This window comes from Paenibacillus sp. E222, from assembly GCF_013401555.1.
Classification (GTDB): domain Bacteria; phylum Bacillota; class Bacilli; order Paenibacillales; family Paenibacillaceae; genus Paenibacillus.
In genome coordinates, this window is the sequence record NZ_CP058552.1 from 5,245,642 (window position 1) to 5,265,827 (window position 20,186).

Annotated in this window: 18 protein-coding genes, 1 pseudogene and 1 riboswitch; of the genes and pseudogenes, 6 read left to right on the top strand and 13 right to left on the bottom strand. The window is 44.3% G+C overall.

The window, feature by feature from the left end:
• Window positions 1–119: 119 nt before the first annotated feature.
• Window positions 120–752, bottom strand: coding sequence for a glycoside hydrolase family 11 protein (locus tag HW560_RS23355; protein ID WP_090897828.1), 633 nt, complete (start codon window positions 750–752; stop codon window positions 120–122).
• Window positions 753–1,036: 284 nt separating this feature from the next.
• A complete protein-coding gene (locus HW560_RS23360; protein WP_090897825.1) occupies window positions 1,037–1,954 on the bottom strand; it encodes a hypothetical protein in 918 nt (305 codons plus the stop codon).
• Between the two features lie 316 nt (window positions 1,955–2,270).
• On the opposite strand from HW560_RS23360, the gene HW560_RS23365 reads away from it, so the two are divergent.
• The 3 genes from HW560_RS23365 to HW560_RS23375 all read left to right on the top strand — a co-directional run bounded on the left by HW560_RS23365 (window position 2,271) and on the right by HW560_RS23375 (window position 5,396).
• On the top strand, window positions 2,271–2,933 hold the full coding sequence (locus tag HW560_RS23365) for an MBL fold metallo-hydrolase (RefSeq protein ID WP_179264882.1): 663 nt from the start codon (window positions 2,271–2,273) through the stop codon (window positions 2,931–2,933).
• Between the two features lie 255 nt (window positions 2,934–3,188).
• Window positions 3,189–4,094, top strand: a complete 906-nt coding sequence (locus HW560_RS23370; protein ID WP_090897820.1) for an ArsR/SmtB family transcription factor — start codon at window positions 3,189–3,191, stop codon at window positions 4,092–4,094.
• Between the two features lie 39 nt (window positions 4,095–4,133).
• The gene (locus HW560_RS23375; RefSeq protein WP_179264883.1) at window positions 4,134–5,396 is read left to right on the top strand and encodes an MFS transporter; all 1,263 of its coding nucleotides are present in this window, start codon (window positions 4,134–4,136) and stop codon (window positions 5,394–5,396) included.
• Between the two features lie 170 nt (window positions 5,397–5,566).
• Here HW560_RS23375 and HW560_RS23380 read toward each other — a convergent pair whose 3' ends face one another.
• Genes HW560_RS23380 through HW560_RS23390 form a run of 3 tightly spaced genes read right to left on the bottom strand, consistent with a single transcriptional unit; the run spans window position 5,567 to window position 7,147 of the window.
• Entirely contained in the window at window positions 5,567–6,052 is a 486-nt protein-coding gene (locus HW560_RS23380) for a nitroreductase family protein (RefSeq protein ID WP_179264884.1), read from the bottom strand.
• A gap of 16 nt (window positions 6,053–6,068) precedes the next feature.
• Window positions 6,069–6,644, bottom strand: a complete 576-nt coding sequence (locus HW560_RS23385; RefSeq protein ID WP_090897812.1) for a nitroreductase family protein — start codon at window positions 6,642–6,644, stop codon at window positions 6,069–6,071.
• A 20-nt stretch (window positions 6,645–6,664) separates the two neighbouring features.
• Window positions 6,665–7,147 carry a MarR family transcriptional regulator gene (locus tag HW560_RS23390; protein WP_090897809.1) on the bottom strand — a complete coding sequence of 161 codons (483 nt, stop codon included), beginning with the start codon at window positions 7,145–7,147 and terminating at the stop codon, window positions 6,665–6,667.
• 241 nt (window positions 7,148–7,388) lie between these two features.
• Window positions 7,389–7,470: riboswitch (ZMP/ZTP riboswitch) on the top strand.
• A gap of 51 nt (window positions 7,471–7,521) precedes the next feature.
• Here HW560_RS23390 and HW560_RS23395 point away from each other — a divergent pair.
• The 3 genes from HW560_RS23395 (at window position 7,522) to HW560_RS23405 (ending at window position 10,133) form a co-directional block, all read left to right on the top strand.
• Window positions 7,522–8,373: a bifunctional 5,10-methylenetetrahydrofolate dehydrogenase/5,10-methenyltetrahydrofolate cyclohydrolase gene (locus HW560_RS23395; protein WP_179264885.1), complete on the top strand. Its 852-nt coding sequence runs from the start codon at window positions 7,522–7,524 to the stop codon at window positions 8,371–8,373.
• 133 nt (window positions 8,374–8,506) lie between these two features.
• Window positions 8,507–9,304, top strand: coding sequence for a DUF817 domain-containing protein (locus HW560_RS23400; RefSeq protein ID WP_373564956.1), 798 nt, complete (start codon window positions 8,507–8,509; stop codon window positions 9,302–9,304).
• A 16-nt stretch (window positions 9,305–9,320) separates the two neighbouring features.
• A complete protein-coding gene (locus tag HW560_RS23405) occupies window positions 9,321–10,133 on the top strand; it encodes an undecaprenyl-diphosphate phosphatase (RefSeq protein WP_179264887.1) in 813 nt (270 codons plus the stop codon).
• Window positions 10,134–10,251: 118 nt separating this feature from the next.
• Here the strand turns inward: HW560_RS23405 and HW560_RS23410 are convergent, their stop codons facing one another.
• The 8 genes and pseudogenes from HW560_RS23410 to HW560_RS23445 form a co-directional block, all read right to left on the bottom strand.
• The gene (locus tag HW560_RS23410) at window positions 10,252–10,944 is read right to left on the bottom strand and encodes a hypothetical protein (protein WP_179264888.1); all 693 of its coding nucleotides are present in this window, start codon (window positions 10,942–10,944) and stop codon (window positions 10,252–10,254) included.
• Between the two features lie 267 nt (window positions 10,945–11,211).
• On the bottom strand, window positions 11,212–11,886 hold the full coding sequence (gene bshB2 / locus HW560_RS23415; RefSeq protein ID WP_090902303.1) for a bacillithiol biosynthesis deacetylase BshB2: 675 nt from the start codon (window positions 11,884–11,886) through the stop codon (window positions 11,212–11,214).
• A gap of 23 nt (window positions 11,887–11,909) precedes the next feature.
• Window positions 11,910–12,254 carry a YojF family protein gene (locus HW560_RS23420; RefSeq protein ID WP_024631702.1) on the bottom strand — a complete coding sequence of 115 codons (345 nt, stop codon included), beginning with the start codon at window positions 12,252–12,254 and terminating at the stop codon, window positions 11,910–11,912.
• Between the two features lie 101 nt (window positions 12,255–12,355).
• Window positions 12,356–13,273 (bottom strand): deoxyribonuclease IV, encoded by a 918-nt coding sequence (locus HW560_RS23425; RefSeq protein WP_177185702.1) that lies wholly within the window; start codon window positions 13,271–13,273, stop codon window positions 12,356–12,358.
• A gap of 217 nt (window positions 13,274–13,490) precedes the next feature.
• A complete protein-coding gene (locus HW560_RS23430) occupies window positions 13,491–15,962 on the bottom strand; it encodes a family 43 glycosylhydrolase (protein WP_257031416.1) in 2,472 nt (823 codons plus the stop codon).
• 337 nt (window positions 15,963–16,299) lie between these two features.
• Window positions 16,300–17,542: pseudogene (locus tag HW560_RS23435) on the bottom strand (family 43 glycosylhydrolase).
• Between the two features lie 52 nt (window positions 17,543–17,594).
• Window positions 17,595–19,286 (bottom strand): carbohydrate-binding protein, encoded by a 1,692-nt coding sequence (locus HW560_RS23440; RefSeq protein ID WP_179264889.1) that lies wholly within the window; start codon window positions 19,284–19,286, stop codon window positions 17,595–17,597.
• 18 nt (window positions 19,287–19,304) lie between these two features.
• The gene (locus HW560_RS23445; protein ID WP_179264890.1) at window positions 19,305–20,165 is read right to left on the bottom strand and encodes an NAD-dependent epimerase/dehydratase family protein; all 861 of its coding nucleotides are present in this window, start codon (window positions 20,163–20,165) and stop codon (window positions 19,305–19,307) included.
• Between the last annotated feature and the right edge of the window lie 21 nt (window positions 20,166–20,186).

The window sequence follows — 20,186 nt, forward strand, 5'->3', positions numbered from 1 at the left end:
TGACTGAAACGGCCTTCAACATATCCGGACTAATGGTAGAACTGAGGAAAAGGTGTTGAGCCTATCCCTAATGTATAAGAAACTGTTTCACTTTCATAAAATGGCCTAATTTGGATAACTCACCACACCGTTACATTGGCACTTCCGCTACTTTGATATCCTTCTGTCGCCAATACTTGATAGGACCAGCTGCTACCCAGATTCATTCCTTTGCTTTTCCAGGCGTTCACATGGTTGCTGAATGTAATCGCAGAGTTGACCCCAGTCGCTCTCTTCGACTGCCTTACACTCCAGTACTGGGCAAAGGTTTGTGTGCCATCAATAGAAGGTGCGTTGTATCGCATCGTTGTATAAATATCATACGTGCCACCATCACTGTTTACTGTACCTTTGTAAGTTCCGGTTGGTCGATACGTTCCCCAACTATCTACAACGTAATATTCAATGAGTGCATTTCTTGTCCACCCGTAGAGTGTCAAATACCCATTGCCGGATGGTGCAAAGACACCTGCATTATAGTTAACTGTCCGGTTTGGAGATCCCACATTCCAGCCTTTACCAACTACAAAGTTCCCTGTATTTTGCCATGTTACACTGTAATTACCGCCTGATCCATTAACAGCATTAACTGTTCCGCCGCCATCGGTCCAATTTTGCCAATAATCTGTCGCACTTGAGGTTGCCGCAAAGACCCCAAAACTCATGGAAGCTGCCAACACGACCGTCAACATTTTTTTGCCAAATTTAAACATATTATACCTCCCAATATGATTGTATTTGTCCTATCTACTACTTTCGTCTCATTCTCGGTTGAAGTTCTCTTAACAATTGACACTTTTTTCCTTTAACCTCCTTTCTGACTAAATTATAGAATGATAGCGGTTACATAAAAACCTGATAAACTATAGATTAATCTCTAATAAGTTTAGATTTATGTCTGCTTTCCTTCTAAAAATCGACTTGTACCTACAAGAAAACAAATATGTAAAAAGCCGCCCAGAAGGGCGGCTGAGAAAATAAATGCTATGCTTGGAAATTATATAATCCTCTCAACTTCTACTGCGTCATCTGTACCCTCAACCCACATATAATAGCGTGTTTTATCTTTATATATGCGTACTTTCGGATACAACGAATAGGATTGCAGGCTAAAAAAATTCGGCTCAACTTGCTTCCATACTTCACCATTTAAGAGTTGATAACTATTCCTTATACTGTATCCATTAAAATATTCGATCTCAGTATCAACATAATCAGTCACATTGTTTTGGAGATAATCTAAATAAGTGCTAAGAGGCTCCAATCTATTTATTTCTTCATTTAGCTGTGAGAATGGAACCTTTATATCTATGAATCCCTCTGACAATTCTGCAACTTGAGAGGGATAAAATCGAACAATTATACCATTGTCGTAGTAATAAAATGGTGTGGAAGAGTTTATTGGAATATCATATATACTCTTTTCATAAATTGTAATTCCCTTATTATACTTGAGCTGAAGGTTATGAGATAAAATAGACATAAGATTGGCCTTTTTTTGATCAGAATCTACTACATCGTATAATGTAATTTGGTCACCTGTTGCAAGATCAAAATTATAAATAATGGATACATATGTTCCTATATTATCATCGCTGTAATTAAGTCCATCTGTGTAAGCTACAGATAATATTTTATTATTATTGTACGTTGTTTTCACGCTCGTTTTGTACCAAGCTACACTATTATTCTGTTGGAGTGCCTTATTGCCATTAGCTACTTCTACTGTATGTTCCTTTAAAGTATCATTTATTTTTTTTATAACTATTGCATTTCCACCACTAATTTGAACATACGGTTGACCTTTATAGGTATGTACAGCGGTTTTAACTGTTGTTGAAGCTTCCGTTGAATTTGATGAGAATAATACGTAACTCGTTAAGAATAATAGTGTTGCCAAGATTAATTTCTTCAATATGACCTTGCACCTCCAACATTTCTATACCATCTGTGTATTTACTCAATAATAAAAGTTTACCATTTTGAATTCAGTTTTTTGCTCAAATTATTGTAGCTGTGTAAGCTAAATGATCTCCCCTCCTTTTTTTTATTTTACCATTAATTTTATTTTTGAAGGAACTGTCTATATCTCAAAATGTCATCTTAACACTTTTTTTTAAGAAGTTATATCCTCCCCTTCCCTTTTTTCTATCCCATATCTTTTTAGGAACTTGATTCGTTTACAAAGAGATACTTTACTTATCAATTTCTTTCTACGGAGGACGAATATTATGGAAATTTCAAAGGGAGTCGAAATGCTCCATCTGGACTATCACGGGAATGTGATCCACCCTATTCTTTTAAAGGATCATGAAATGACTATTCTAATAGACACTGGTTTTCCAGGTCAATTTGAGGATTTACGTGTGGCAATGGAGAAGGCTGGTGTCTCTCTAGACAAATTAAATGCGGTGATTTTGACCCATCAGGATGTGGATCATATAGGGAATCTTCCGGAGATTTTGCAGACACGTGGCAACGCTATTAAAGTATATGCACACGAACTGGATAAGCCGTACATCCAAGGGGAACTGCCTCTGATCAAAGATAGTCACCTGAACAATCCCCCCAAGGGCACAGTGAACATTACTTTAATAGATGGTCAGGAACTGCCGTTTTGCGGCGGGATTCGCGTTATTCACACGCCTGGGCACACACCCGGTCATATCAGTCTTTATTTGAAGGAAAGTAAAACGCTCATTGCTGGGGACTCCATATACAGTGCAGACGGTATGCTTGGGGGAATTCACGCTCCGACTACACCGGATATGAATGCAGCAAAGCTCTCGTTGAAAAAGTATGCAGATTTCGACATTACATCTGTCATTTGTTACCACGGGGGATTAAGTAATGTAAATGTGAAAGATCAGATCGCAGCACTCATCCAAGATTAAAATTTCAATATACACTTTTGGAGAGTGAGAGTATAAATCAGTTATTTTAATATCGGACTGCTCATTTTGCTGTCAGTATAAATCTAAAGACGATTCTTCAGGTGCTCGCCCACCCGTGGAACGTCTTTTTTCGTTGAAGAGAATAGGTAACTCTTTGGGCATTTTTGTTGCAAACTTTTAAATGTTCGTATACAATGAAACAAATTAGTAGTTCTATAAATATAGAACAAGAAAGACGAGGGGAAAATTCGAGCTATGAACTACAAAGTGGAAGTTGATTTCGCGCCCATTTATGAATGTGTAAGCAGCCTGACGGTTTTCATGAGCAAACAGAATCACAATGCTCTGGATGCTGGAAAACTATGGGTCAGAGAAGTACAAGATCGGTTCGCACCTACCAAACTGCAACAAATGCGGGAGACGATGAAACTTGTAGGCGATTTTAGCCTTGCACCTTATATTTGGAGTTGTCCTGGAGAACGGTCAGTTAGTGGTTTTTTGGATTGGCTTGAAGACCTAACCACAGGCCAGCTATATGACATCGCTGCTAACGTGAAGTTGTCCGTTCCCTCCAATCTCCCGGAACTGCGCAGTCGGACATCCGAAGCGCTACGTGAATGGGATGCCCACTATTTCAGTCAAATCGATTCGGCGATTATCGAAGGCCTTGCCTTAGAAGCTGAAACCAGACGGTCCAGTCTAAACGGAACCAATGATCTTGAGGTCTATGAGGAGGCAACGGAAGGTATGCGTCTATACCCTACCCCTCTGCTCAAACAAGTGATTCTAATCCCTCAATATCATGCTCGTCCCTTTGTCACCTCAGCCATCTTTGATGAAGTGATTTTCACCAGTTACTCTGCCGATATTCTCCCACCAGCAACGGGCCGGCCTGAACATCGGTTGTTACGTCTAACACGAGCATTGTCCGATGAGACCAGATTATATATCCTCCGCCTGTTGGCTGGAAAGCAGTTAACATTCACTGAGATCGTAAGTGAGGTTAAACTTTCTAAGAGCACAGTACACTACCACCTGATTTCATTGAGGGCAGCGGGGCTTGTCATCGTGCATTATAACCAGAAAACGACCTCTTACAGCTTGCGTCTTGAAGCACTCAACAAGCTTTCGGAACAGATCTCAGCTTATATTGAAGAATGATGATAATGCCCTTTAACCTACACACACGGAGGAACACTCATGCATAAGCGCAGTTATTATGGTTTACTAGCTACTGTCACTCTGAGTTCATTTGGTGACGTTTTTGGTCTTCTGGCTATGGAATGGCTTGTTTATGAAATAACCGCATCTAAGATGGCCATGGGTGCGATGGCACTAAGTTTTAGCATTCCAGAAGTGGTCATTCGATTGCTTGGCTCGCCGTTATCCGATCGGTTACACCGAGGGCGGTTCATGGCAGTGCTTGCTTCTGTTAGGTTGCTTGCTCTCTTATTACCTCTGACTTTGGGACTCGTAGGCCACTTGCAATTATGGCATCTTTTTCTGGCCGCAGGACTAAGCGGAGCATGTTCTGCCCTATTCATGCCCACCGCAATGGCCATTGTTCCCGGAGTATCAGATGAACGCAAACTGGTGCGTGCATTCGCGGTGATCGACGGTTGCCGTAATGCAGCTGCATTGTTGGGCCCAGCCTTAGCCGGAGCACTTACTGCCATAGCTGGGGCATTGCCAACGCTGGGCATTAACGCCGTTTGTTACACCGCCGCCATTGTCACGTTGCTCTATCTGCCCACAATGCAGAAGCCAGTAGCAGCCAAGTCCTCCTTTTCAATTAAGGCTTATCTCAGAGATATCCATGAAGGCTTCTCCTTTTATCGTAGCTTCCCGGCCATGCTTTCGATTATGGGAATGGTTTCGATCAGCAACATGTCTTCTGTAGCGATCTGGACGATGATGATTCCTTTTGTTCGCGAAGTGTTAGATCGGGATGCCGCTGCTATGGGTACACTCACCACGGCTTCAGCATGTGGCACATTAATAGGACTTTTGGTCATCTCGTGGTTGGGCGAAATCAAAAGACGACGGACAGTCATGCTGTGCAGCCTAGCCGCCATTGGGCTTTTTAACGCCTTACTGGGCGTATTCCCAAGTTACCCGTTTGCGCTCGTTGCTTTATGTGCTGCTGGTGCAGCAGGACCTTTCTTTAGTTCTCTCAGTTCCTCATTGCATGGCACGCTTGTCCCTGGACCTCTGCAAGGCCGAGTCAACTCAATACGGTTTCTCATTGGTGGTGGACTACAGCCTGTAGGTGCTTTTGCAGGTGCAGCGGTTGCAGAACTCTATGGTCTGCCTTTCTTATTCTTGTCTTTGGGCCTGCTCCCATTGCTTTGCTCAGCCGCCGCAGCTTTCCTTCCAAACCTGAAGAATTTAGATGGTGATTTATCTGATTTACGGAATAGAACACAATTCAATTCGTATAACAAGGAAATTAAAACATTATAAGAATATCATTTATATAAAATAGATGAATCTCTCGATTAGTCGTGTGAATCCGTTCTAGCTAACTTGTAAATTACAAATCGGATACACACCCCATAAAAAAAGAACGACAATCCCGATCAAGGCATTGTCGTTCCTCATTCATTTGATTTCTCTTCCCTACATCTTGCACGCTACAACAGTTCGAACTGAAGCTGAGGTTCAGTTATCTCAGCTTTCCCTTCGGGCTGTTCAGTGCCATATCCCAATTCCAGAACCGCAGCAATCCGCTCATTGCCCAGCACGCCGAACGTTTCAGCACGACTCCGGTCGTACATCCAGTCATGCAACGTACTGCGCACACCCAGGCCCTGTTCATGGGCAAGCAAACGGAAATTTTGGATCAGACAGCAGACGGCTGCAAAGTCCTCTTCCCGCTTATGATGATCCGCCTCTTCCTTCACCAGGACAAGAAGATAGGCTGGAGCGTACTCCTGCAATCCCTGCATGAGTTTCCCATTACGGTTATCGGCAAAAATAAATCGCCACGGCTCACGGAGTCCATCATTTGGCGCCCAGACGGCGTGATTGAGCAATTCGAGAATTAGCTCCTGGGACACCGGTCGATCCAAAAAGTCTTCTGGACTGTGTATGCTTCCTAGCAGATCGGTCAATTCCATTTTTAATCCTCCCCTTCTATGTAGTCTGACCCTGCAATACAGTCCACTTCTGCTCAGCTGGTGTTCTTTTTCGGCTTCTTGGCGCTTTGTCGTAATATCCCATATGAAGAATGCCAACAAATCTTTCATCCTCACGCAGTCCAATTCCTCTGAAAAAGCCTTCATTCTGAATCATGGACTCTGTATCCCACAGCATTCCTAACCCTTGTTCCCAGCCCAACAGTTGGAAGCTCTGCATCATCCCGCATGCAGCCGCATAATTGCGGTCATTGGTCAGACGATCCGGTCCTACAGTCGACATAACAATGACGTGAGCAGGAATATCTGTAAACCTCTTTTTAAACACATCCAGCAGTTTTCCCGGAATCAACTTGCCGAGCTTGCTCTGCGACATCTCTTCCAGCATGCAGTCCACCAACCGTTTGCGTGCTTCGGGAGTACCGGCATAAACAACACGCCATGACCCAGCTTCAACAGATGGTTGAAGTCGTGTGGCCTTGTGCAGCAATTCAACAACCAACTCCTGCTCCACCGGTGCAGAATTGCATTTACGAATACTTCTTCGTTCCCTGATCAATGCTGCCAGACTCAAGTGTTTCACTCTCCTTCAGTTTATCTGGATTCCATATGCATGCTGCTGTCTTGAAGAAATTGATGTATGATTTTCAGCTCCGGTTCCGAATATTTGTCCAAAGCACGATAGAACCGTTCAGCCTCAAGCACATGTAAACGTTCATGTAGTTCAAAGATCTTTTTTCCTTGCGGCGACAACCGGAAATAGCTCTCCTTCTTGTTGTCATTCATTTTCGTACGTTTGACGAAGCCTTCCTCCAGCAGTTTGTTGCCGATCTTGGTAATGCTTGCTTTGGACAAATTCATCGCGTCGGCAATACCTGTGTTGTTAATAGGCTCATGCTTGCCAATGCAATCTATCATATGAACCGCAGTCAGGTGCTGAGGGATTTTGTCGATGCTTTCCCGCTGGGCGATACTTAGAAAATGTTCAATTTCCGTATCTTTGTGATTCTCATATACATGTAAAAATCGAATAAATTGGTCATACACTAACTGTTTAGTTCGATCGTTTGAATCCATTCAGTTATCGCTCCTTATTTACTAATAAACAATAAAAAAACTTTAAATGATTAAACTAATACAGGAATTCAATATAAAATAGTTTACTGGTTAACAATATATCACAACTGATAATCGTTATCAACTATATGACGAAGATTGTGGCTACCCGGGAAACTAATCCCCCATACAAATCAAAGTGAAATCCATTAACTATTGAACAATTCTTCTTTTTCAAGTACTATCAATCTAAACAATTTAAACGATCATATGTAACTGGCGAACACGGTGAACCGTGAGGGAGCATATGGTTTTGTAATAAGCCGTACGCCTGGGCAGAGGTAAGGAATATTTATTTCCTTGCCTCTTTTTTATGTTGAAAGGGCGATGTGAAAATGAGTACTGACGCACTGATCTTAAATGGACAAACGGTATCGGATTTTATGAAGGAAGACATGGCCTCGAAGGTTGCTATTCTGAAGGAAAAAGGCATTCAGCCTTGTCTCGCTACCATTCTCGTCGGAGATGATCCTTCCTCAGCAACCTATGTGCGTATGAAAGGAAATGCTTGTGCGCGCTTAGGCGTGCATTCCATTAAGGTCGTTCTTTCTGCGGATACCACCACAGATGAATTGATTCAAGAAATTAACAAGCTCAATGAAGACCCTTCTGTACACGGTATTTTGCTTCAGCACCCTGTCCCGAATCACATCGATGAAAGAGCAGCTTTTGATGCCATCAGCATCGAGAAAGACGTTGACGGTGTAACGACCCTTGGTTTCGCACTTAATGCTTTTGGAGAAGCCGAATTCCCTTCCTGTACACCACAGGCTATTATGCGTATTCTGGATTTCTACAATATTCAGATCGAGGGCAAACATGCGGTTGTTATCGGAAGAAGTCCAATTCTGGGCAAACCTGTCTCAGCCATGCTGCTCAACCGGAATGCAACGGTGACGACCTGCCACTCCAAAACCGTGAATCTGGAGGAAATCGTGAAGCTTGGCGATATCATTATCGCAGCCGTGGGCAAACCCCTCTTTGTTAAAGGAGACTGGATTAAACCAGGCGCTGTCGTTATTGATGCAGGTTATAACAAAGGCAATGTCGGAGATGTGGACTACGAAGCTTGCTTCGTTCCTTCTTCAGCAATTACACCTGTACCGGGCGGCGTTGGTCCAGTAACGATTGCGACGCTCATCGAACATACGATTAAATCTGCCTACAAGTTGTCTGAAAATGCATAATTGAATTAGCGCAAAAACCAGGTCCCTCCAGTGACGAGGGGCCTTATTTGTATTTGATTAAGCTCGAATTGAAAATAGGAAAATATATAGATCTTTTTTTCTCTTTTTACAATCGGACCATATCTATATTATTATGAACAAGGCTTGGGAAGGAGATAAGCATAACTTGAAACCTTTAGTACAGCTCCTGCATTTTGGTTATCATCAGGCGATGAGTTGCATTTTTCCTGTGGCGATCTTTGGAACGTTTGCCCTTTCTAGCGTAATTCAGATACCCTTTCTTTATCGCTATGATGCCATTCTGCTTGTTTTATTAGCAGTCCAATACCTTATGTACCGGAGCGGATTGGAAACACGTGATGAAATCAAAGTCATATGTATATTTCACGTGATTGGATTGGTACTGGAGATGTATAAGGTGTGGATGGGTTCCTGGTCATACCCTGAGCCTGGTTATACCAAGCTCTTTGGTGTCCCTCTTTATAGCGGATTTATGTATGCAAGTGTAGCAAGCTTTATGTGTCAAATATGGCGCAGATTGCGTATGGACATGACAGGCTGGCCGGGATTTGCATCTTCGGTTCTGTTAGGAGGAGCCATCTATATCAACTTTTTCACACATCATTTTATTCCCGATTTCCGTTGGTGGTTGACCGCTCTCGTATTTATTGTTTTTCGAAAAACATGGATTATCTATCGGGTACGATTAACTACCTATCGAATGCCGTTAACACTCGCTTTTATCATCGTCGGTTTTTTCATCTGGACCGCTGAAAATTTAGCTACATTTTTTAACGGCTGGAAATACCCCGACCAGCATGATTCCTGGCAGCTGGTCAGTTTTAGCAAGATCAGTTCATGGTTCCTTTTGGTGATTATTAGTGTCATCATTGTGGCCCAACTGAAATATGTCAAAGCCAATCGAAAATAATAAGTAGGAGGATATAATGGAAGACTTTATTTTATGGTTGAAATATGTGTTATTAGGTATCGTACAAGGGGCTACAGAGCCTATTCCGGTTTCTTCAAGCGGTCATTTGATTATCGTTCAACGATTGCTTGGCATGGAGCAGAACGGATTATCCTTTGAAATTTTGACGAACACCGCCTCACTGATTGCCATTATGTTTATCTTTCGGGAAGATATCAAAAAGCTTATTGTAGGAGGCTGGCGATTCCTAGTTTCTCGCAATGCGGAGTACAGAGCAGATTTTATGTTTTGTGTATACATAATTATTGGTACCCTGCCTGCTGCGATCGGGGCTGTGCTGTTCAAGGATAAAATTGAGGAAATCTTCACTTCTGTCTATACGGTTGCGATTAGTTTACTGATTACAGGGGTTGCGCTATGGCTCATTCGAAACCTTCGTGGGCGAAAAAGAGATGGAGATTTGTCTGTGAAAGACGCCATACTGGTGGGTCTGGCTCAAGCAGTGGCTCTTATTCCGGGAATAAGCCGCTCCGGTGCAACAGTCATTGCATCTATTGCTGTAGGGATGAAACAAGAAACGGCGTTGAAATTTTCCTTTATGCTCTACATTCCGATTAGCATCGGCGGGGTAATTTTAGGTGCCTCTGACATCGTAACCGATCCGCACCGAGTGCAGTTGGCTATCCCTTACATTCTAGCGTTCATTACGACCCTTATCGTAACCTACTTTTCAATGAGATGGTTCATGGGAATTATGGCAAGAGGGAACTTGATTTACTTTTCATACTATTGCTTTGTCGTCGGAATTCTTTTGCTTATTTTTTTGTAAATCGGAATTTTCTTGTAACGGGAAAGGGAACAACCTCTATACAGTGGGTTGTTCCCTTTTTATTGTTTTCCAAACTTGACGATCCCCGCCCTACTCGCAGATTCCGTACGAATACTCATTAAAGCTCTCCAACAACCATGGAACCCATGCCATTCGGGTCATCCATTTTTTTATGGGTGACGAGCTCTCCTTTATCGTTGAATCCCTTTATTTCATACGGAATTGTTGCGGACGAGGGTAGTGATACAAACCAGATTATGCTTTCCGGCCCCACCTCAACCAGCTTGGCTTCAGTAACTACTGGTTTCTCATCCCCCTCGAACTCGACAGTTACACGCTGAATCGCCGGGTCTAATATATGTCCAAACAGCATAGGGAAAGGTGTCGATATATGACTCAATTCAGGTATGCTCATATAATCCATTGCAGACGTGAATTGAGATGATTCACCAATAGAATATCCGCCCCCCCAAGCCCACTTCCATCCGAATATTATTTTCCGAGCATACTCCATCTGAAGATTGCTGTTATTCTCTTGGCCGGATTTTTGTTTAAACAAAATTATGCCCCCGTCTACCGGTTCTTGATGAATGATGTGTAATGAATTATCATTATTTCTAAACTTCTGAATCGCTTCTTCAGCAGTTTTCCCTATAGGAATATGCATCGTTTCACTCATTCCCATTGCTTTGGACATGCGCCGATCGGCTAGTCCGCCAGGTCTGTCATTCACATAAACAAATGCGATGCATGATATGAGCAAAAGTAAAATGAGTATCGCAGTAATTCGAATAATTCGTTTGCTTCGCATTTTTGGTCTCCCCCCCTGATATCAAATCATAATTTTCTGTTTGCGGCTGTGTCGTTTCATGGGTTTCCTCATTCTCTGTCATGGGAGTTGAAACCGACTCATTGGTTTGTAGAACGAAGTTCTTTCAATTGTATCACTCTTTGCAGGAACTCATCAGATTATCTCCCTCACTCCAATTAACACTCAAACAACATCACATGTTTAAAACGAAAAAAAGTCGCCATAATGGCGACTTTTTACGTGAATTAGATTGTACAGATTGTAAAATTAATCGAACTTATAGGTCCAAAATGCTTCTCTTCCAAACCGATTTCGGATTTGTTCATCGTCCAATTTCCCCTTGCCGACAAGTTCCGGCGCTTGGAATTGTGAACGGTGAGCTCGAATCGACGCCATTTTCTTGGCAAGGAATCCGCTCACGTCTTCAATCACATCCGCTTTCCCGATGCTCTCTTCGTGATTGTTCGAGAATGCACAGCAGTAGACGATAGGTCTCTCTTCAGCGGGTAATCGGCCAATCGTTCGCGTAACCGCAGCTCCGGTTGCATCATGATCGGGATGTACGCTATACCCGGGATAGAACGTAATGACCAGTGACGGTTTAAGCTCCTTGATGAGCGCCAAAATGTGGCCATCCAGCAGCTCAGGGTCTTCAAACTCGATCATTTTATCATGAAAACCGAGCATCCTTAAGTCTTGAATACCAATCGCATTAGAGGACTCTATGAGTTCATCCTTACGGATTATTGGCAAGGTGACCCGGTTGGCAAATGGAGGAATGCCCATATTACGTCCCATCTCCCCTAGAGTCAGGCAAGCATAAGTGACTTGAGCACCGCCTTCTATGTACTTCGCCAACGTTCCCGAAGCAGTGAATGCTTCATCATCGGGATGGGGAAACACAACTAAAATGCGCTGATGTTCAATCTGTTTGTTATTCATGCTTATTTGATCCTCCGCTTTCATCAGAACAATTCCCGACTAAGTTGTAAAGCTACAACCAGCTTTCCTTGACTATCGTGACCAGCCAGGATGAGTCGTTCTTGTTCCAGCTCGTCAATGTGTGTAAGTCCTTCAGCGTATATCCAGCCGTGAGTGGTTTTTAAACCAACTCGGTATGGGCCTGTGCCCGAGATAGATCCTTGCGTATATCGTATGACCGCATTGGAAATGAATGCCGACCCCGGATGCCTTGTGCTATCGAAGTGACTGGCGTAAGCACCTGACGTGAGTTCGAGGTGTAAATATAGGTCCTGATCGAGAAGTTGATTGATCCGGTGTTGGATGTCTTGAGGCTCTATTGGCTGCATGGCGGCCTCCTTTTTAGTATAAAATAACGTTCTACATCCATTTTAACATATGTCCCGTGAGAATAAACATGGAATGAGTGAGCGAATGTTTAGAATACTCTCTATTTACTGTTTTCTAAAGAATCCTCTTCCTTCTGCACGGGTTCGGAGCACTCTCTTCTTAACAAGGCAATTTCATGTCGATAAGGTGCACTTTTATATTTTATTTTGCCAATCGACGGCGTCTCAAGCAGTTTCGGAAGTGACACGAGCTGGGGATGATGTACGATATAATCCAAAGCCTGGAGTCCGATATGTCCGTGTCCGATGTTCTCATGGCGATCTTTCCTCGATCCCCGCACATTCTTGGAATCATTGATGTGCAGTACTTTCAAGCGATCAAGGCCAATTACCTCGTCAAACTGCTCAAGTACCCCATCAAAATGATGAACAATATCGTATCCGGCATCATGAACATGACAAGTATCCAGACATATGGAAATCCGTTCATTCCGTTGCACGCCATCGATAATCTTTGCCAGTTCTTCAAAGCTTGTTCCGCACTCTGTTCCCTTTCCCGCCATCGTCTCTAACGAAATCTGTACCTCCGGGTGATTATCGTCTTGTAATACTTCGTTTAACCCCCGAATGATTTGTCGAATACCGATGTTCAATCCAGCGTTTACGTGGGCTCCGGGGTGAAGAACAAGCTGATTTGATCCAAGCGATGCCGTTCGTTCGATCTCATCCCGCAAGAATTGTACGCTAAAATCAAACACCTCTCGCTTGTAACTGTTGGCGAGATTAATCAGGAATGGAGCATGCACGACAATATTGGAAATGCCGTGCTGCTTCATGTGCAAATGACCTGCTTCTATATTATATTGCGAAATAGGTTTTCGTTTCGAATTCTGCGGTGCGCCGGTGTACATCAGAAAAGTAGATGCACCATAAGAAGCGGCTTCTTTACTAGCCTGGAGAAGCATCTCTTTTCCTCCAAAGGATACATGCGATCCAATCAGCAGATCACTACTTTTCATTACCAACCACCCTCTCCTGTCGAATCCATCATTCAATTATCAATGAAATGGGTTGGATTGGCTAATGGGAAATGACGGTGGTGAAGGAGATCAGAGGAAGGCACTCCCGGGTTGCAATAACTTGTATAGTAAAAGCAAGAAAGCCGCCAATTGGCGGCTTAATATGCATTCCAGTTCTCGTTACAATCATTTTCATCCTCAACGCTTGGCTTCCGGTTCAGGGAGTAACCGATACGTTATCGAAATGTGTATGCTTGTTTGCCGTTCTAACACCGATTTTGCCATGCGTGAACGGATTCAGGCTGTTGTCTGTATAATCGATCTTCGGGTTGACCATATCATCCACATAAACTTTGATGTTTGTACCATTAACGGCAACTTTCATATGATACCAGGTATTGGTGGAATATGACTGCGCGTTGCTCTTGAGGAGTGCCCAATTATAATTCATCTTGCCCAGACTGACTCCGCTAGTGGTCAGATAAGCATAATATCCTTGTAGAGCATCATAATTGTTCTGGCCTAGCTCTGTGCCATGGGATGGATTGGACACTCTGACAAGTAAACCCCCATCTCCCCCCGAGTCAATCATCTTGATATCCGCCTCGACCGTATAATCCGCCCATCCTGTATCCCCAAATGTCGATTTGGCAGGTCCGGTGCTCCCTGCACTGTATTCACCATTCTCTACAGCCCAGGTTCCTTCAAACCGTGTCCATCCATTGTCGTCGCCGTCGTTAAAATTATCACTTACACTTGTCACATCAGCATTCTTATGAAACGTCATTCTTGAGAAATCAGCTTCGCCTGTTACGAATTCAACCTTTAATTCCCGTTGTCCAGCGTTTAAATAGACCTTTTTCTTGGAAATACTTTTCCAATTATCCCATCCGCCCGTATTAGGTACATTGACGATACCCGTTAAGTCAGTCGAACCATCCCACACTCGAATCTGAGCCCCGTCCAAAGAAGTAGCCATGCGAAAATCAATATTGTAATACCCACTTGACTCCACGTTTACTTTGTATTTGTACCATTCTCCGGTCTGATTCCAGCCCAAGTTGAACAGTCCTTCGTTATTCAGGCGAATATCCCCGGCATCAGTCCGATAAGCCCCGCCCAGGTTCCCAGCCGTTGTATCGTGATAAGCGACACCTTCGCCTCCTTTCATATAATGAACGGCCTCGATTGTACCTGGAATTGGCTTGGAGGCATTCCATGCACTGCTTCCGTTTACATCGTTGTTAAAAGCAGTATAGCCGAAGTCCGCATGCGTATCCTCTGTCAGAACACCAATTTTGCCTGCTCCTATATTGGCGGTACGCATTGCTTTGAACATACCATCTACGTAGTATTTAAACGTTGATCCCGATTTTTCTATCCGTATGTTATGCCATTTCGAATAATTGAAGTCGGCAGGCAGATCGAATGTTTGCCAAGCCTGATCTACACCGTTAATTCGGAAAAATGTCTCAAGTCTTTTGTTTTTCGAACTGATCAGCGCAACACCGTAATTGTTCTCATTCGTATAGGAGAATGTAGCGCCGTATCTCGGATTGGTGGACGTTCCCCGGTTCATTTCCTTCATGTTAAATTCAGCTGTATAATCCGACGCACTGCTCGAAGCGGTCACTTGTTTATACCAAGTTGAGCTGCCCATTGAATTTTGCCACATGAGTTCCTGATTGTAGATGCCCCAATTACCACCGTTCACGTTGGACCACTTGCTTCCGATTGCAGAACGATCGAAGTAGTCATAGAACACAGGCATTTCTGGATTGGGTTGATCCGTTGATGTCGGACCTTGCACAATCATCTTGTCGTTATTCCATACAATTCGGTCCATGTTCAGATGCCGCAGCGGTCCAATAATTCCGTTACCTTCCAAATTGTGATACATCATATAGTGAGTGTCCAGATTAGGTCCTGTTACTACAGTGTTGTGTCCCAACCCCACGGTTGGGCCCTCCGTACGAATTAATACCGGGTTTGTGCTATCAGTAACATATCCGGACCTCGGACCTGTGGTGCTAACAGCCACATCGACCCGATATCCTTTGCTAAATACATGGTTACCTGTATAAGTCATATAGTATTTTCCATTTCGTTTGAAGACGGTTGAACCCTCCGTCCAGCCTCCCATCCCCACTCCTGTTGACGCACTCGCTCCGATCTCAGTCGGACTGCTCATTGGTGCTGCGTCTATACGTCCCTGTGCGGCATGATAGAAGCTGAACGAACCATCATCGTCAACGAACACATTACCGTCAATCGACTTTCCAAGGTTGCCCGTTACTACATTGAAGGGTCCGGTAGGACTTGTGCTGCTCAGCACGTAATGACCTTTTCCGGCAGGTGATGTATACATGTAGAACATGCCATTCCAGTAAACGACTTCAGGAGCATAAGCTCCGTGCGTAATGGGATCTGTTGCAGCTAATCCACGGTACGACCAATTCACCAGGTCTTTGGAGCTCCAGACTTTGACACCGTCGTCCGTATCTCTTGTGCTTACATACAGGTAATAATATCCATTAAATTTCAATACATAGGGGTCCCCGAGTCCATATTGTCCCCATTCATCCGGTAACGTTTGCGGATTTTGATAGGCTGTGGCAGGGAGTGGCACTGACGAAACCATTAATAAAATGACCAACAGCGTGAACATGAATCGACGACTCTTCCTCACATGATTTCCTCCTAGTCTGTTTTTTGTTGCCGCTTACAAATACATCAAGGTTTCTCTACGTACGCTTCTGTCTTACATCCGAAGAACTTGTTTTCTTCGGCACAACGGCTAACCCTCATAACCGTATGTACAGACTTAATCCTGTCTCTTCATCGGGTGTTGAAATCTAGCATAAAGTAAGCCGTTACAAATAGAAATAACATTTCGTTGTCATTTATTTGGCATTTTGTTGGAATAAAGTGCTTATCTTTTATTAGAACTCACTCGTTCATATAAACCAGAAAAAACCTCAGGAAAACTCTCCTGAGGTTTAAACGTCTATCCCGTTTCTTACGTATTAATCCAACAACGGCGTAACGGTGAGACTTAAAAGATTGATCTCGCCATGTCCACCTGAAATTTTAATTGTGTTAACATTGCCTGGCTCCAAAGGAACGGTGATATTGGTGATTCCGCCGAACTCCTGCAAACCGCCAGTGGATAGCGCATTCAGCAAGGAATAGTCCTGGTCATTGACCGTCAGATGCAATTTGGCTAGTCGTTCGCCTGTCGCATAATGAAGCTCAATCGATGCTCTGCCGCCTTCGCCTCCATCTATATTTTTGAACAAGGCGTACGCTTCTGAGGATTGAAGATTCCCGACAACGGTTTGCCCGGATTGCAATGTCCTGATTTCAGCTCCTCCAAAAACCTGACTAGCTGCACCCGCATAAACCCTCCGGGGCTGGACAGGAACCGGGGCTGGACCGACGGAGGACACACCTTCCCTTGTCTGAACCACAGGTCTGATGGAACCATCTTCATCGAACTCCAGATAGTCGATACATACGCTGCGCAGCGTACCTTCTCCAGAGATCGCTTGATTGTGATAAAAAAGATACCATTGCCCTTTGAATTCCACTACAGAGCCATGGGTTGTGGAACAGCCTGTCGGCTCCAGAAAAATCCCTCGGTACGTCCATGGGCCAAGCGGATTCTCGCTTGTTGCGTATCTCATACGGTTGTTGTCTTCCAGATTGTCCGCATAGGTAAGATAATAAAGATTGTTTCTTTTGAACACCCAGGCCGCTTCGTGAAAATCCTCAAGTCTTTGCATTTCTGTCATGCCGTTCTCCAGAGACATCATATCTTCATTGAGCTTGCCTCCCAGACAGACACTTCCCCCACCATAGTAGATATAGGCGCTATTGTCATCGTCTACGAGTACACACGGATCAATCAATGCAATTCCAGTTCGAATCACTTGGATGCGGATAATAGAAATAATAGGTCCCATTCTTATATGCACAGTCAGGCGCCCACATGAAGCCGCCCTCCGGTCTGCCCCAGGAAACGTCGTCTGAACGGAGTATTTCCCCTTCATCCAACCAGTGAACCATATCCTCCGAGGAGAAAACATGATATCTGTCCATGAGATCGCATCCTCTGGCTGGGTCCATGTCATGAGATGCGTAAATATAAATTTTACCATCATTCCATACATGGGCCGAAGGATCTGCTGTATATATCGATGTGATTGCCGGATTCATGGATGTAGTCTTTTGGCGTGTGGTTTCAAAGTCAATATCATTAGTAGTCATTTTATATCCTCCTGAACATATACGAACTTGTTAAAATCATGCCATTTGAGCTCTATTGATGACTTGTTGGATGGTTTGCCGTCACTGGAATCTGGTTTTTGAACATGCGATTGATATCCCCTGCAAGTCGGAGATAAAAGTCTGAAGATACGGCAATACCGTCGGCATCCAGCGTTAGAAAATATGGATTGGTTGGAATCATGGAGCTGTTCTCTGCCGCCTTAGCAACGGCAGTACCTTCATCGTATTCGTCAAACATCGCAATATATCCGGTATTGATACCAATACTCTTGAGGTTGTAGGCCTGCCTCCACATGAAGTCACCATGCAAACGCGGGATTTGGTTTTTTGCACCACCGGTCATGTTGGACCATGCGAAACCCGGCCAGATAACGGGCTGATAATCAATTCCATTCTGCTGGGTGAAGGCCAGGTCAGGTTGAAGTAAATTTGTTTTGAAATTGTCGGCTTCCTGAATATTACCGAAGCGGCCAACGGACCAAGGCGAGATCATATCCAACGATTTGTAGACGTTCATGAAGTCGGATCGGGAGTCATTGTTACCCGTTCTCCAATACGTAGGCACGCCGCCGATGACATAGATCCCCTGGTTTTTGAACCAACCGATCAAATCGGCCGCCTCTGCTGCAGTACCTGGCCGATCCGTGAAGCCAATACCCCAGATACAAACAACCATCTTGCCGTTCTGCTTTGCATAGGCCGAAGATGATGGGAGGTGCATGTTGTTCACAACATTGGTCGTCCAGTCATGCTTAACTGCCTGTACCCAATTGCTCGCATTCATGCCGGTAATGTCATACATGACATAGAACTTGCGATTATAGGATTCCGCGGCATTTTTAACCTTGACGGCTACGCTGTCCCGGTTGCTTTTCCAGTTGTTAGGTGTGTCACTCTCATCTGCGCCGAACCGTTGCAATGCTGCACCGTCGATATTGTAGGTTTGCATCCACTCAAAATGTTTGTTGACCGTCTCCTGATCGTATGAGGAAAACAATTTGGCAGGAGAACCATTACCAAGGTTCGCCAGACTTGTCTGATACAGCTTGGAATATTCGCGAAGGTCTGGATACAACTCGAAATTCACGTTGCCATTTGCTGATGGCGCACTGCTATTTTTGGACCAGTGCACCCAGCCCCCGTTCGGTGAACCGTCTCCGGCTGCGTTGAACCAGCCTTGATACCCGGCATACAGTTTGCCTACGACATCGCCTCCGCTGCCTGAGGCGGAAGCACTGAACTTGAACCAGAGTAGGTTGAACAAATTTCCGGTTCCGCCAGTGAATTTAAGATAGACCGTGTGTACACCAGTGGCACCACTGATCGACCCCGACTTGGTTTGCCAGGATTGCCATCCACCCGTGCCTGGAACTGCAACAGTACCCGCAAGTATCCCGTTTAGGCTATCCAGACGGACCTCAATCGTACCGCCACTGTTATTACTGGCCACTCTCACGTCGATTGAATTGGCACCGCTGCCAAAATCCACATTGTTGAATACAATGTAATCGCCGTTGTCGATAAATGCGACATTTTGCCCTCCTTCGCTGGAACTTTCCAGTTGGACTCCGGATTGACTGTTATAACTGGAAGCCTGTGTTTGATTAAACGCGGAAGCTGCTGATACGATGGAAGGAGAAATAGACAAACACAACGTAAGAATCAATAATGCCGCACTTGCAAAAGCCAAAACCTTCTTGTTTTTTTGCATGAAATTTAGCATATTATCCCCCTATTCATATTAGTTGCGCGTAAGCTGCTCCTGTTCTTCATCCGCCCACGAATGCATCGGACCACCCCAGGATAGAACGTCTTTCACCATTCCATTACTAACAATGGCTTCTCGATTAGAGAAAGGTGTCCGTAGATCTTTGACATCGGGATAGAAGGTGGCGAGCAATTCTGTCGTTTGGCGATCACTTAACGTATCATTAGCAGTAACATTAACGTGAACAGCCCCATCATAATCAGCGTGCAGAGCAGCCAAACAAGCATCCACGGCATCCCTGATATCAATGTAGCTCCACAATATGTGCTTGAACGTTTCCGCCTTCGCAATAGCCAGATGTCTGTACTCTCCTGGTCCAACAATCATTGAAAACCGGAGGGAAATCACCTGCATCCCGCTTCTCCGATGAAACATCTCGGCAGTGACCTCATTAACGATCTTGGACAGGCCGTAACATTCCTGCGGCTGTTGCGGATGCTGTTCATCCACCGGGAAATAATCGGGAGCGAAGGGTTTGTTGGCCCAGGCAAATCCGTAGGATGATTCACTGGAGCCCATAACTACCTTTTTTATACCGAGCAAAGAGGCTGCTTCCAGCACATGGTATCCGGAAAGTGTATTATTAGCGAAAATGTAGGTGTGTGGGTAGTGAAGCGGCGCAGGAATCGCTGCCAGATGGATAATCGCATCCACTCCGGCAAGTGCTCCCACGACTTGACCATAATCGTTCAGATCGACAATAATCTGTCTGCAACGCACCCGGTCAGACAGGTGTTTATCCAGCGATACGACATCATGACCTTGTAATTGCAGCTTCTCAATGACCTGTGAACCCAGCTTTCCGCCTCCGCCTGTAACTGCAATCGTCTTCATTCCTATATCTCTCCTGTCTGT

What these genes read in the sequence shown, in the direction of transcription:
- HW560_RS23365 (WP_179264882.1), top strand. Translation starts at nt 2,271, where the DNA reads ATGGAAATTTCAAAGGGAGTCGAAATGCTCCATCTGGACTATCACGGG.
- HW560_RS23405 (WP_179264887.1), top strand. Translation starts at nt 9,321, where the DNA reads ATGGAAGACTTTATTTTATGGTTGAAATATGTGTTATTAGGTATCGTA.
- bshB2 (WP_090902303.1), bottom strand. Translation starts at nt 11,886, where the DNA reads ATGAATAACAAACAGATTGAACATCAGCGCATTTTAGTTGTGTTTCCC.
- HW560_RS23370 (WP_090897820.1), top strand. Translation starts at nt 3,189, where the DNA reads ATGAACTACAAAGTGGAAGTTGATTTCGCGCCCATTTATGAATGTGTA.
- HW560_RS23445 (WP_179264890.1), bottom strand. Translation starts at nt 20,165, where the DNA reads ATGAAGACGATTGCAGTTACAGGCGGAGGCGGAAAGCTGGGTTCACAG.
- HW560_RS23395 (WP_179264885.1), top strand. Translation starts at nt 7,522, where the DNA reads ATGAGTACTGACGCACTGATCTTAAATGGACAAACGGTATCGGATTTT.
- HW560_RS23380 (WP_179264884.1), bottom strand. Translation starts at nt 6,052, where the DNA reads ATGGAATTGACCGATCTGCTAGGAAGCATACACAGTCCAGAAGACTTT.
- HW560_RS23355 (WP_090897828.1), bottom strand. Translation starts at nt 752, where the DNA reads ATGTTTAAATTTGGCAAAAAAATGTTGACGGTCGTGTTGGCAGCTTCC.
- HW560_RS23440 (WP_179264889.1), bottom strand. Translation starts at nt 19,286, where the DNA reads ATGCTAAATTTCATGCAAAAAAACAAGAAGGTTTTGGCTTTTGCAAGT.
- HW560_RS23390 (WP_090897809.1), bottom strand. Translation starts at nt 7,147, where the DNA reads ATGGATTCAAACGATCGAACTAAACAGTTAGTGTATGACCAATTTATT.
- HW560_RS23400 (WP_373564956.1), top strand. Translation starts at nt 8,507, where the DNA reads ATGAACAAGGCTTGGGAAGGAGATAAGCATAACTTGAAACCTTTAGTA.
- HW560_RS23420 (WP_024631702.1), bottom strand. Translation starts at nt 12,254, where the DNA reads ATGCAGCCAATAGAGCCTCAAGACATCCAACACCGGATCAATCAACTT.
- HW560_RS23375 (WP_179264883.1), top strand. Translation starts at nt 4,134, where the DNA reads ATGCATAAGCGCAGTTATTATGGTTTACTAGCTACTGTCACTCTGAGT.
- HW560_RS23410 (WP_179264888.1), bottom strand. Translation starts at nt 10,944, where the DNA reads ATGCGAAGCAAACGAATTATTCGAATTACTGCGATACTCATTTTACTT.
- HW560_RS23425 (WP_177185702.1), bottom strand. Translation starts at nt 13,273, where the DNA reads ATGAAAAGTAGTGATCTGCTGATTGGATCGCATGTATCCTTTGGAGGA.